Here is a 12845-nt window from a genome sequence, read left to right as displayed (position 1 = left end):
CGGAAGACGTGATCGAGACTGCTCCCCGGCCCACCGGAACTGAAGGACCGGTTCGCTCCCGGTTGTTACCCTCAAGGCAATACCGGGAGGGGGGAACCGTGGAGTCCCGTCCGCTGCGCTACTTCGTCGCCGTCGCCGAGGAACTCAACTTCGCCCGCGCGGCCGAGCGGCTGGGCATCTCCCCGCCGCCCCTGTCCCGTGCGATCCGGCGCCTGGAGGCGGAGCTCGGCGTCACCCTGTTCGAGCGGACCACGCACAGCGTCGCTCTGACGCCGGCCGGTGAAGTGCTCCTCACCGAGGCGCGGATCGCGCTGGACGCCCTGCAGGCCGCAGCTCGACGGGCGCAGCGCGCGGCCGCCCAGGAGAGGAAGCTGGTCCTGGCCGTCAAGGCCGACGGCGATGCCGGACTGCTGGAGCCGATCCTGGAGCTCGTCGCGGCCGAACCCGGAGCCGTACCCGTCACGGTCCGGCTGTGCGGATGGCAGGAACAGCCGCGGCTGCTGCGCCTGGGCGAGGCCGACGCTGCCCTGGTCTACGAGCCGTTCGACCGCACCGGCCTGGACGTCGAGACGCTGCTCGCCGAGCCGCGCGTCGCCGTCCTCTCCGCGGCGCACCCGCTGGCCTCCAAGGACCGGCTCGGCCTCGCCGACCTCGGCCTGCGCCCCGGCGACCTGCACCAATTCCTCGACCGGATACGGCGGGAGGGCCGCGATCTCGCCCAACTGCTCACGCTGATCCCACTGGGCGACCTGGTCGCCCTGCTACCCGCCTCCGTCGCCGCCCGCTACCCGCGCCCGGGTGTCGCCTACCGCCCCGTCGAGGACGCGCCGCCCGCGGTCCTGGCCATCGCCTGGCCGCAGCAGTCCCGTTCGACGGCCACCGCGGCGCTGGTCCGGGCCGCCGCCTCGGTGGCCGAGGCCGTGCGGGCACGCGTCGGGGGCGCACAGGCCGTACGACCGTGACGACTCAGCCGGTCGCGTCGACCAGGGCCAGTTCGTGCAGCCGCTCCGGTGGGCCGGGGCGGGCGTAGTACCAGCCCTGGGCCGTGTCGCAGCCCATCATCCGCAGCTGTTCGGCCTGGGCGCCGGTCTCCACGCCCTCCACCGTGACCGCGAGGTCGAGGCTGTGGGCCAGGGAGACGATCCCCTCGACGATCTTCAGGTCGACCGGGTCCGCCGGGTACTGCTGCATGCTCTGGGTGAAGGAACGGTCCAGCTTGAGGACCCGCACCGGCAGCCGGCGCAGGTTGGCGAGGTTCGAGTAGCCGGTGCCGAAGTCGTCGAGGGCGATGTCCACCCCCATCTCGGCCAGCCGGCGCAGCGGCTTGAGCAGATCGTCGTCCGCGCCGATGAGCGCCGACTCCGTGACCTCCAGGCAGAGCGCGTCCGGCTCGAGGCCGGCCCGCTCCAGGATCTCCACGGTGTCGGAGACCAGTCCCGGATGGGTGAGCTGACAGGGCGAGAGGTTGACGTTGATGCGCAGCGGGCCGGGCTGGTCCTGCTTCTCCTGCCAGGCGCGGGCCTGCCGTACCGCCTCCTGGAGCACCCAGCGGCCCAGCGGCACGATCAGCCCGGTGCGCTCGGCGAGCGGGATGAAACGGTCGGGGCCGAGCACCCCGTGCTGCGGGTGCAGCCAGCGCACCAGCGCCTCGGCGCCGCGCACCTTGCCGTCGCCGAGGTGCACCAGTGGCTGGTACTCGATGAAGAACTCCCCGCGGTTCAGGGCCGTGGGCAGCGCAGTGGTCAGTCCGTGCCGGGTGATGGTGCGGGCGTCGGCCTCGGGGTCGGCGAGCTCGTAGCGGTTGCCGCCCGCCGACTTCGCCCGGTACATGGTGATGTCCGCGCTGCGCAGCACCTCCGCCGGGCCGCGCTCCCCGACCGGGCCCTCGACGATGCCGATGCTGCCGCGCACGGTCAGCTCCCGCCCGTCGACGCTGATGGGGGTGACCAGCGCGTTCATGATGCGCCCGGCGAGTTCGTCGACCCCGCGCTCGGTGTCGGGCCCGGTGGTCAGCGCCACGAACTCGTCGCCGCCGAGGCGCGCGACCATCTCGCCGGGGCCGGTCGCGCAGGCCTGCAGCCGGTCGGCGACCTCGACGAGCAGCCGGTCCCCGGCCGCGTGCCCGAGGCTGTCGTTGATCGTCTTGAAGCCGTCCAGGTCGAGGTAGCACAGGCCGAACCGCCGGCCCTCCCCCGCTGCCAGGGTTTTCTCCAGCCGCTCGAAGAACAGGGTCCGGTTGGGCAGGCCGGTGAGCGCGTCGTGCGTGGCCTCGTACCGCAGCCGGAGGTTCAGCAGCCGCCGCTCGGTGGTGTCCTCCATGAGGGCGAGCTGGTACTGCGGGTTGCCGTCGGCGTCCCGCAGCAGGGACACCGTGAGGTTGGTCCACAGGACCGTTCCGTCAGGCCGGTAGAAGGCCTTCTCCACGTGGTAGTGGTCCCGCTCGCCGCGCACCAGCTCGTCGTACAGGCGCCAGACCTGCGGTGCGTCGTCGGGATGGGTCCACTCGGCGACGTTGCGGCCGCGCACCAGTTGCTCGGAGCCGCCGAACATGCGCAGCAGGGCGCCGTTGACCTGGAGGACGTTGCCGTCGAGGTCGGCGATCCCGATGCCGATGGCGGCGCCCTCGAAGACCGCGCGGAAGCGGGCCTCCGTGGCGTGCAGGGCCTCGGCCACCTCGCCCTGGGCCGTGAGGGCGGCCTGTGCGATGGCCTCCTGTTCGGCCAGCGTGCGCTCCTTGAGCGCCGCCGCGAACCCGGCGGCCATCGCGTGCTGCAACCGTGAGCAGCGGGTGCGCCGGGCCTCCTGCGCCTCGGCGGAGGCGTCCGGGTCGCCGCAGTAGAGCACGAGGTAGGCGTCGACGCAGTCGAGGGTGCGGCTGAGGGCCTCCGGGTCCGTGCAGTGCGCGTCGATGAGCGCCGCGCCGATCCCCTTGGCCGCCGCGGCGTCGAACACCCTGGCCCGCAGCGCCTCGCTCAACTGCCGGGCCAGCGGCAGCAGTCGCTCCTCGAACTCCGGCCGGGTCAGCGACGTCGAGGTCACCGGGTAGACGGCCCGGCTCCAGATCGTCGCGAACCTGCGCAGTCTGTCCTCCGGTCCACCCGGTCCCGCCCTCACGCCGAGCGCCCCACGCCGGCGAACCCCGCGAACGAATAGGGGTCCTCGTCCTCGGGTGCCGTGTCGGGCCGCCACTTCGGCATCGGCACCAGCCCGGGTTCCACCATGTCGTACCCCTCGAAGAACCGCGCGATCTCGTCGCGCGAGCGCATGATCAGCGGATTGCGGATGGTGTTGTACACGTCGACCGCGCCGTCGGCCCGCTCCTTCGGCAGCGGGATCCCCTCGTACGAGGCGTGCGTGAGAACGAGCAGGCTGCCCGGCGCGAGCGCGTCGCGCAGCTCGGCCACCGCACCGTAGGGGTCGTCCGTGTCCTCCACGAAGTGCAGTATGGCAACGAGAAGGAGCGCGACTGGCCGGTTCCGGTCTATCAGTCGCTCCACCTGAGGGCTCGCCAGGATCTCGTGGGGCTTGCGGAGGTCGGCCGCGACGACGTCCGCGCGCTCGTTGCCCTGCAGGACGGCGCGGCTGTGCGCGACCGCCACCGGGTCGTGGTCGACGTACACCACGTGCGCGCCCGGGTGCGCCTGCTGCGCCACCTCGTGGACGTTGCCGAAGGTCGGGATGCCGGAGCCGATGTCGACGAACTGGGTGATGCCCTCCGCGACGGCGAAGCGCACGGCGCGGCGCATGAACGCCCGGTTCGCCTGCATGATCTTGGGAAGCCCCGGCATGTACTCCATGGCCCTGCGCGCCGCTTCGCGGTCGACCTCGAAGTTGTGGGAGCCGCCCAGGTAGAAGTCGTACATACGGGCGACACTCGGCACGGAGATGTCGATGCTCCGAGGGGCCCAGGCGGGGCGCTCCATGCAGCTCTCCAAGGCGTTGACGACGGTGTAGGCGATCCGGTGTTCGAGCTGAGGCTACTGATCGTCCGCCAACGGAGCGAGTGAAAACGGAAATTGACCGTCCGTTCCCGGTCACGACGTGGTGTTTCCGTGGAGGCCCGGGACCCGCGCCGCCCGCGCCAAAGGGCCCACCCCCTCCGTGCGGTGCGGAGGGGGTGGACCCGGCCGTGCGCGCCTGTGTCCCGTTCGTCCGGCTTGTGTGTCCACTCCCTTCCGCGTTCCGTCGCTGACTGGGTGAGGCGGTCGATCAACCCTGGGGAGGTGTGATCTCTACTTCGGCGCGCCGACCGGCTTTCCGTCGGGCGAGACGGCGTACCAGGTGCCGCCCACACCCTGACCGTTGGTGTCTCCGGGGGCCTTGTCGCCGGAGAAGGTGTAGATCGGCCAGCAGTTGACGGTCATCTGCTTGGCGCCGTCGGGGCGGGTGAAGCCCATGAGGCCCTTCTTCTTGACACCCTTGGTGTCGTCGGCCGAGACGGGGGCGACGACGGGCCACTTCTCCAGGCAGGCGCCGGTGCAGTTCGACACCGGCTCGGGCCAGGCCTTGTCCTTCAGGAAGCGGTAGACCGTCATGCCGTTCTTGTCGACGACGATCGGGCCGAGCTTGGGGTCGTTGCGGACCGACAGGCCGGGCAGGGCGGCACCGGCCTTCTTGCCGGTGGGCGCCGTCGCGAACCAGGTGCCCTTGACGCCCTGGCCGTTGACGTCACCGGCCTTGGTGTCCTTCGCGTACCGGTACATCGGCCAGCCGGCGATGGTGAGCTGCTTGGTGCCGTCGGAGCGGGTGACCTCGCCCAGCAGGGAGGTGTCGATACCGGAGGCGACGGTGGCTCCTTCGGCGGGGACCGGCGGCCACGTCTTCGCGCAGTCGCCGTCACAGGAGGACTTCGGCGGCTCGGCCGTGTCCTGGTCGAAGCGGTAGAGGGTGAAGCCGGCGCCGTCCGTGACGATCTTGCCGAGCTTCGCGTTGTCGACGACGGCCAGCTGACCCGCGGACTGCCCGCCCGCGGAGGCGGAGGCGCTCGGCGCGGCGGTGGAGTCGGCGCCGTAGCCGTTTCCGGGGAGGGAGGGGCTGGAACCCAGGCCGCCCGGGAGGGCGGTGGCCCCCACGTTCTGGCTGCCCGCCGCCTGGGTGCCGTTCTGCGAACCGCACGCCGTCGTGAGCGCCAGCACGGCGGCAGCGGTCGCCACGAGGGAGGCGCTCCGCCAGGTTGTCTTCATTCTCAACTCCCGCTGTCAGCTTCGGTGTTGCAGCGTCCTCTGTGCGCCGCTGTGTGGCCATGAGTACGGGCGGGAGTGCCCGGTGTGTTCAATCGGGCCGGGAATTTCTTTCCGGAACCTGTGACGCGTTTCCGGCCACCGTCCCCCGCCCCACCCTCGGCACCCCTCGCACGGATGTGCCCAACTCGGCACGGATCGGGCATGGTTGCTGAAACGCCACGAAGACGGATCTCCCTCCTTCGAGGCAATTCGCCGGGGCCCGGGCGTGCGGGGGCGCGGCGAAGCCGATGATCTCGGTCGTGCAACGACCCCAACGGCCCCGAACGGCCCTCCTCGCCCGGGGGTTGACCCTGGTGACGCTGGCGTGGTTCCTCGTCGGCGTTCCCGCCGGGGCGGCGTCGGCCGACGCGTGCGCGTACGCCTCGACCGGCCCGGGCGGCACGGAGGCGGTGGCGGTCGCGGGCGGCGACCTCTGGCCCACGCCGCCGTGCTCCGCACCGAGCCCGAGCCCCACGCCGCCACCCAGCCCCACACCGACCCCGATTCCGACGCCCGCCCCCAAGCCGCCGCCCGAGCCCCCGCCGCCCCCGCGGCCGGACCCGACACCGAAGCCCGTCCCGCCGCCGCGCGCCCTGCCGCCGGCCCCGCGGCCGGTGCCGAGACCCGCCCCGGTCCCCGTCCGCATCCCCTCCCTCGCACCGACGCCGTCCCCGACGCCCCCGCCCGGGCCGCGCCCGCACCCCGCACCGACCCCGGTGCGCTATCCGGCCCACCTCCCCGTCTCCCACCCACGGCCGCCCCATGACGGGCCGTCGCCGCTCACGTTCACCCTGCTCATCGTCGCGCCCGCGGTGTTCGCCATCGCCGCGCTGCGTCCGCGCTGATCTCTGGAGGCACCTGTTGTCGGAATGGCTTGTTCTCACCCTCGCGATGGCAGCCGCGTGCGCCGTCGTGATCGTGGTGACCCTGGTCCGGGCCCGTACGGCCGCTGTGGACGAGGACCCGTCCGAGACCCCGGACGTGATCGAGTACATGACGATGTGGATCGGCGTGGTGTACGCCATCGTGCTGGGCCTGGCCATCGCCGGGGTGTGGGAGGCGCGCAGCGCCGCCCAGGACCATGTGCAGGCCGAGGCACAGGCGCTGCACGAGATCTCGCAGCGCGTCCGCGTCTATCCGGCCGACGTCCGCGACCGTGTCCGCGCCGACGTCAACGCCTATGTCGGTCATGTCGTCACCACCGAGTGGAAGGCCATGGCCGATCACGGCGAGGTGACCGCCCGCGGCCAGGAGCTGTTCCAGCGGATCCGTCAGGACGTCACCGACTACCACCCGAAGACGGACTACGAGGCGCAGGCCTACCAGCCGCTCGTGGACCAGGTGACGGCGGCAGACGCGGCGCGCAACGCGCGCGCCGGAGCCACCGGCTCGACGATGCCGCCGGTGGTGTGGTTCGGGCTGATCGCGGGGGCGGTGGTCACCATCGGGATGGTGTTCGCGCTGCAGATCCGGCGCACGGCCCGTGAACTCCTCCTGGCGGGGCTCTTCTCGGCACTGATCGCCTTCCTGCTCTTCCTGATCTGGGACTTCGACGCGCCCTACAGCCGGGGCGTCTCGGCCTCCGCGGAGCCGTTCCTGGCGTTGTTCCCGCAGCTGCACGGCTGACGGGGTCCCGAGCTCTCAAGGGGGCGGGCGCCCTCCGCGCCCGCCCCCTGCACCGCCGCGCCTCCCCTGTGCGGCATACACCCGTACCCCATTCGCCTTACTGCGATCGCGCTCAGCCACCTCTTTTCTTAGCGTTTCAGGCAACGAGGTGCATTTCCGACGCAAGCGGAACAGGTCCGCGGCACGGCTCCTCGGAGACCTGGAGGCTCACCATGCGCGCGATTCGCCTCGCCTCGGCCGCAATGCTGGGCGTCAGTGCCCTGGCGCTCACGGCGTGTACGACGGCCGTCGCCCGAGGCGGGGAGGCCGGCGCCGGCCACTCGGGTTTCTCCTACAACCTGGAACCGGCCGCGGTCGCCCCCGGCGGGCGTATCAACCTGCCGGTGCGGGGCTGCAACGGAGACGCCAAGGTCTTCTCGGGCGCCTTCGACGACGTCACCATCCCCCGGGGCCGGAACTCGGCCACGGTCACGGCCGGCCGGAACGCACTGCCGGGCACCACGTTCGACGTGCTGTTCCAGTGCGGCCACCAGGCCGGACACCAGCAGCTCGTCATGACCGCCGGACGCGACGACCGCGACGAGGAGTCGCGGGACGAGGGCTCAGGCCGTGGGAACGGGCGCGGCGATGCGGAGCGGCCACAGCACGGCGTGCACGCCGGTGAGGGCGGAAGCATCGGCGGCTTCGACCTGAAGAAGATCGGCCTCGGTGCCGCCCTCGTCCTGGTCTCGGTCGGCACGGCCTGGCACCTCACGCGCCGCCGCGCCCGCGGCAGCACCTCCTGACCGTCACTGCGTGAACGGCGCGGCGAGACGGCGGCGCCGGGAGGGGATGGCGAATGTCTGCGTCCGGGCCGGCCGAAGGAGAAGAGGGGCACCAGCGCAAGCGCGCCCCGTGGGGCGTGATCGCGCTGGTGCTGCTGACGGGTCTCGCCCTGGTGCGGAACGGTTCGGGCGAGTCCCTTGTGGGCCCGCCCCAGCCCGCGAAGGCGGCGGCGCCCGACTCCCGCTCGGGCTCGGGCACCGGCTCGGGCTCCAGCGCCTCTGAGACGCCCGATCCGCTGCCGTACTCCGCGGTCGAGCGCGTCCGCATCCCGGCACTCCAGATCGACGCCCCCGTCATACCGGTGGGCCTGGACACGTCCGGCTGGGTGGCCGCTCCGCCGCCGGAGGATCCGAACCTGGTGGGCTGGTTCACCGGCGCGGTCTCACCCGGCGAGAAGGGCACGGCCGTGATCGTGGGCCATGTCGACAACCGTGAGGGACCGGCCGTGTTCTACGGGCTCGGCGCCCTGGGGAAGGGCCATCACATCGAGGTCCGGCGCCAGGACGGCAGGATCGCCGTGTTCGAGGTCTACGGCAACGAGGTCTTCGACAAGGCCCATTTCCCCGGTGACCACGTCTACGGGAACAAGGGAGCCCCGGAACTACGGGTCATCACCTGCGGGGGAGAGTTCGTCGACGGGAACTACGCGGGGAACGTGGTGGTGTTCGCCCGGATGGTCGCCGTGCGTTGAGCGCGGGCCGACCTTCGTGCCCGGCAGTGTTTGCCGTTCCTGCTGGACGCCGGCTACCACCTCACCGTGCCCAGGAGGCGGTCCCGCCCCGGCCGCGCCCAGGACGGCGGTTACGGCCAGCAGCAGGTGGCGCCGCGAGAGCGGCTGATCCTTTTTCATGATTCATCAGTCGCGCGGATCGGTGCGCCCGCGGCCGCGCAACACCGACCACGGCGGCGGAAATCACCCCATGGGACCCACGTACCCGGATGTACGGACCTGAGCGGACGTCCGGCCCGTGATCCCCGGCCGCAACGACCCGGACCTGCGCGTTCCGATAGCCTCGCCCATGTGACGGAACAGCACTCGCACCAGTTCGAGCGGGGCACGGACGGGCCCAAGGTCATCCTCGTCGGGGTGGACGGCTCCGACTCGTCGCTGCGGGCCGCGGCCTACGCCGGCGGTCTCGCCCGGCGGCAGCACGCGCTCCTCGCGGTCGTGTACGTACAGCCGGTGATGGCGGCCGGGGCGGCGCTCGGGGTTCCGGTGGCGGAGACGACCGACCAGATCGCCGAGGAACTGGTCGCCCAGATCCGTGAGGCCGCCGAGCGGCTGAAGGGCATATTCGACGTGCGCTGGGAGTTCCACACCTTCCGCGGCGACCCGTACAACAGCCTGGTCAAGGCCGCCGAGGAGCTGAAGGCGGACGCCGTCGTGGTCGGCGCCTCCGAGCAGGCCGGCCACCGCATCATCGGCTCGGTGGCGATCCGCCTGGTGAAGGCGGGCCGCTGGCCCGTGACCGTCGTACCGTAGGGACGTCGCCGTCTTCCCTCCCCGGCGGGGCTGCGCCGCCATGATCCGGCCAGTGCATTGCCGTCCGCGAAGAGGTCCGCGAGGAGGTGAGGCTCATGGCCGGACTCCGTAAGGGCGAGGGAATTCTCCGCCGCAAACCCATCGAGCACATCGACGAGACGGAAGTCGGCGAGGGCACCCGGCTCGAGCGCTCGCTCGGCCTGTGGCAGCTGACCGCGATCGGCGTCGGCGGGATCATCGGCGCGGGCATCTTCACCCTCGCCGGCACGGTCGCGAACGGCACCGCCGGGCCCGCGGTCCTGGTGTCGTTCCTGATCGCGGGCCTGGCGAGCGCGACCGCCGCCCTGTCGTACGCCGAGTTCGCCGGGCTCATCCCGAAGGCGGGATCGGCCTACACGTACGGCTACGCGGTGCTCGGCGAGTACGCCGGCTGGTTCATCGGCTGGGACCTGCTGCTGGAGTACACGGCGATCGTGGCGGTGGTCGCCATCGGCATCTCCGGCTACTTCGGCTTCCTCGTGGGCGAGATGGGCGCGCACCTGCCGGCGTGGATGCTGGGTGCGCCGGGCACGGGCGCCGGACACCGGGTGGACCTGTTCGCGCTGGTGCTGTGCCTGCTGATCGCCTACCTGCTGAACCTCGGTATCCGCAACGCGGCCCGTTTCGAGACGTTCGTCGTGGCGCTGAAGATCCTCGTCGTGCTGCTGGTGATCGGTGTCGGCGTCTTCCACATCGACAGCGGCAACTACCATCCGTTCTTCCCCTTCGGTGTCGGCGGCGCGTTCACCGGTGCGGCGACCGTGTTCTTCGCGGTCTTCGGCTACGACGCCATGTCGACCGCCGCGGAGGAGTCCAAGGACGCTCAGCGCCACATGCCGAAGGCGATCGTCTACTCGCTGGCGATCTCCATGGTGCTGTACGTGGCGGCGTGCCTGGTCCTGACGGGCATGCAGAAGTACCAGCACATCGACAAGGAGAGCGGCTTCTCCAGCGCGTTCAAGGCGGTCGGCCTCAGCGGGCTCGCGGACGTGATCGCGGTCGGGGCCGTCATCGGCATTCTCACCGTCATGTTCACGTTCATGCTGGGCGTCACCCGGGTGTGGTTCTCCATGTCGCGCGACGGACTGCTGCCCTCGTGGTTCGCCAAAACACATCCCACGCGTCACGTCCCGACCCGTGTGACATGGATCGTCGGGATCGCCTCGGCCCTCATCGCCGGGTTCCTGCCGATCGCGCAGGTGGCCGAACTGACCAACATCGGGATCCTGTTGGCGTTCGTCGTGGTGTGCACGGCGGTGATCGTGCTGCGCTACCGACAGCCGGACCTGCCGCGCACCTTCCGCACGCCGTGGATGCCGTTCCTCCCCGCGACGGGCGTGGTCTTCTCGCTCTGGCTGATCACGTTCCTGCGGTGGGAGACATGGGTGCGGTTCGCGGGGTGGTTCCTGATCGGCCAGATCGTCTACTTCGGTTACTCCTACCGGCGCTCCGAGCTGGCCAAGGCCCCGCACAGCCCCTGAGCCGGCTCCGGGAGGCCCCGCACGCCTGTCCGGTCGACCGCTCACCGCACCGTTCACCGACGAACAGCGACCGCCCACCGCACCGCGCCGTCCCGGCCCTGTCCCGGCGGGCGACGGCGCGTTGCCATACGCCCATGACGGCCGGAAGCACCACCCCCGCCACCGGGACGACCGCCGAGCACGAGCTGGCCGAGCTGCAGCGCGAGCACGGCCGTCCCCTCTTCGCGCTGCTGCTCAGGCTCTCGGACGGTGACCGTCAGCGCGCCGAGGATCTCCTGCAGGAGACGTTCGTACGCGCCTGGCAACACCCCGAAGCGCTGCGCGCGCCCGATTTCGACTCCGTGCGCCCCTGGCTGCTCACCGTCGGCCGGCGGCTCGCCATCGACGCCAGGCGGGCGCGTCAGGCCCGGCCCGCCGAGGTCGGGGACGCCGTCCCCGAGAACGCCCGCGTGATCGCCGACCACGCCGAACGGGCCGCCGCGACGCTCGACGTACGGCAGGCTGTGAAGACACTCACTCCCGAGCACAGGGAAGTCCTGGTGCAGGTGTACTTCCACGGGGCCAGTGTGGCGGAGGCCGCCCGAACCCTGGGGATTCCGCCCGGTACTGTGAAGTCCCGTGCGTACTACGCCCTGCGCGCCCTGCGCCGGGTCCTTCCGGGATACGCGGCGGACCTGCGGTGAAACCGAAGCCAGAGTCAAGCCTTCGTAAAGCGCCTTGCTGCGGACCATGGTTGAGCAATGGGCTTGCCTCATCCGTGTTGCGGACTGGGGCCCGAGTCTCGGGCGACGCGCACGCACCGGAGGAAGGCAGGAAGGGATGCTGCACAGAGGCCACGAGAGCACGGACGGCACCGACGGCGGTGAACTGACCGTCCCCATGGCATGGCTCTACGCCGAGTACATCGCGGACGAACTGCTGCGGACCGGCGACCTGATGCCGCCGACGTCCTTCGAGTTCCGCGCCGGGCGCGACGCCCTGGCGCTGACGATCTTCCTGTCCGACACCGGTGGCGAGCTCTCCCACATCCGGGTCGTCTCACAGCTGGAGACCTGGCTTTCGCTGACGGCGTACGACCAGCCCTGGCAGGACTGGGTGTGCGAACGGATGGCGGAGCTGTCCGCGGAAGCGGCCCGGTCAGGCGGCCCGGCACCAGACCTGGAGCTGGCCACGGCGGCCTGGCGCTGGCTGGAGGAGACCGAGCTGCTCGCCCCCGACCTGGACGCGGTGCCCGGCGGCGGGCCGGTGGTCGGCGAGGACGACGGTCCCAAGGTGTGGACGCCGGCCTGGCAGCTGGGGCTTCCCCTCGGGCACCTCGCCATCCACCTCTTCTGAGAAAAATTTCCCCGGACGACCAATCCGCCGGCCCGGCGGCTCCGAATGTCCTTCTCGGCCGCGATTCGGTAACGGCCTTGAGTGATTCGGCCGCCTGGTCCGTACCGGTGGGCAACAGCAGCACCACCCCCACCCCGCCCACCGGCCTGAGGATTTGGTATGAGGTCCCTGGAACGCCACCGCGACGTCGGCGCCTACGCGCTGGGCGTGCTGGACGAGGCGGAAGCCTTCCGCTTCGAGGACCACCTCATGGAGTGCCCGTCGTGCGCGGCGCACGTGACGGAGTTCCGCCCCGCCGCGCGTCAGTTGATGCTCTACCGGAGGGCGACCCCGCGGTCCTTGCACCCCTTCGCGGCGCCGGGGCCCCGGCTGCTGGAGCGGCTGCTCGACGAGGTGGCGACCAAGCACCGCAGCGGGCGCAGGCGGTGGCTGTATGCGGTCGCGGCGGCCGTGGTGTTCGCGGTCGGAGGGCCGACGACGGCGTTCGTCGCCGGGCACGGCTCGACGTCCACCACCGCGACGGCCATGACCGCGACCGACCCGGACACGGGCGTGTGGGCGCGGGTCACCGCGCACGACGAGGTCTGGGGCAGCCAGATCGACGTGACGGTCAAGGACAGGTCGGGGCCGCATCCCTGCCGGCTCGTCGCGGTCGGCAAGGACGGTTCGGAGCAGACGGTGGCGAGCTGGATGGATCCCGCGGAGGACGGGGAGCCGACCACGCTCCAGGGCGGCACGGGGATGCGGTCGGACCAGATCGACCACTTCGATGTGCGCACCAAGGGCGGACAGCGCCTGGTCACGCTGAAGGCCCGCTGAGCGGCCGCCCGGCGG

General features: G+C 71.5%; 13 protein-coding genes. 10 read left to right on the top strand and 3 right to left on the bottom strand.

What is annotated here, in order from left to right:
* The first annotated feature begins 98 nt into the window (after positions 1-98).
* Positions 99-962: a LysR family transcriptional regulator gene (locus ACZ7L1_RS27295; protein ID WP_471440657.1), complete on the top strand. Its 864-nt coding sequence runs from the start codon at positions 99-101 to the stop codon at positions 960-962.
* 4 nt (positions 963-966) lie between these two features.
* Here the strand turns inward: ACZ7L1_RS27295 and ACZ7L1_RS27290 are convergent, their stop codons facing one another.
* From ACZ7L1_RS27290 to ACZ7L1_RS27280, 3 genes are all read right to left on the bottom strand, one after another.
* Complete coding sequence (locus ACZ7L1_RS27290) at positions 967-3114, bottom strand: putative bifunctional diguanylate cyclase/phosphodiesterase (RefSeq protein WP_471440656.1); 2148 nt, start codon at positions 3112-3114, stop codon at positions 967-969.
* Positions 3111-3923, bottom strand: coding sequence for an SAM-dependent methyltransferase (locus ACZ7L1_RS27285; RefSeq protein WP_471440655.1), 813 nt, complete (start codon positions 3921-3923; stop codon positions 3111-3113). The genes ACZ7L1_RS27290 and ACZ7L1_RS27285 overlap by 4 nt, the downstream gene beginning before the upstream one ends.
* 309 nt (positions 3924-4232) lie before the next feature.
* Positions 4233-5183 carry an SCO0930 family lipoprotein gene (locus tag ACZ7L1_RS27280; protein ID WP_471440654.1) on the bottom strand — a complete coding sequence of 317 codons (951 nt, stop codon included), beginning with the start codon at positions 5181-5183 and terminating at the stop codon, positions 4233-4235.
* Between the two features lie 299 nt (positions 5184-5482).
* Between ACZ7L1_RS27280 and ACZ7L1_RS27275 the strand changes: the two genes are divergently transcribed.
* The 9 genes from ACZ7L1_RS27275 (at position 5483) to ACZ7L1_RS27235 (ending at position 12830) form a co-directional block, all read left to right on the top strand.
* Entirely contained in the window at positions 5483-6067 is a 585-nt protein-coding gene (locus ACZ7L1_RS27275) for a hypothetical protein (protein ID WP_471440653.1), read from the top strand.
* Positions 6068-6083: 16 nt separating this feature from the next.
* Positions 6084-6848: a bestrophin-like domain gene (locus ACZ7L1_RS27270; RefSeq protein ID WP_471440652.1), complete on the top strand. Its 765-nt coding sequence runs from the start codon at positions 6084-6086 to the stop codon at positions 6846-6848.
* Between the two features lie 212 nt (positions 6849-7060).
* Complete coding sequence (locus ACZ7L1_RS27265) at positions 7061-7633, top strand: hypothetical protein (RefSeq protein ID WP_471440651.1); 573 nt, start codon at positions 7061-7063, stop codon at positions 7631-7633.
* 53 nt (positions 7634-7686) lie between these two features.
* Positions 7687-8364, top strand: a complete 678-nt coding sequence (locus tag ACZ7L1_RS27260; RefSeq protein WP_471440650.1) for a class F sortase — start codon at positions 7687-7689, stop codon at positions 8362-8364.
* A gap of 330 nt (positions 8365-8694) precedes the next feature.
* On the top strand, positions 8695-9156 hold the full coding sequence (locus tag ACZ7L1_RS27255; protein ID WP_471440649.1) for a universal stress protein: 462 nt from the start codon (positions 8695-8697) through the stop codon (positions 9154-9156).
* 95 nt (positions 9157-9251) lie between these two features.
* Positions 9252-10676, top strand: a complete 1425-nt coding sequence (locus ACZ7L1_RS27250) for an amino acid permease (protein WP_471440648.1) — start codon at positions 9252-9254, stop codon at positions 10674-10676.
* Between the two features lie 134 nt (positions 10677-10810).
* The gene (locus ACZ7L1_RS27245; RefSeq protein ID WP_471440647.1) at positions 10811-11359 is read left to right on the top strand and encodes a sigma-70 family RNA polymerase sigma factor; all 549 of its coding nucleotides are present in this window, start codon (positions 10811-10813) and stop codon (positions 11357-11359) included.
* A 136-nt stretch (positions 11360-11495) separates the two neighbouring features.
* On the top strand, positions 11496-12011 hold the full coding sequence (locus tag ACZ7L1_RS27240; protein ID WP_471440646.1) for a hypothetical protein: 516 nt from the start codon (positions 11496-11498) through the stop codon (positions 12009-12011).
* 159 nt (positions 12012-12170) lie between these two features.
* Entirely contained in the window at positions 12171-12830 is a 660-nt protein-coding gene (locus ACZ7L1_RS27235) for a zf-HC2 domain-containing protein (protein ID WP_471440645.1), read from the top strand.
* Positions 12831-12845: the final 15 nt, after the last annotated feature.

It is taken from the genome of Streptomyces sp. NPDC107546, assembly GCF_055639175.1.
The sequence above is the reverse complement of the archived record's forward strand: the minus strand, read 5'-3'. Positions and strand labels throughout refer to the sequence as shown.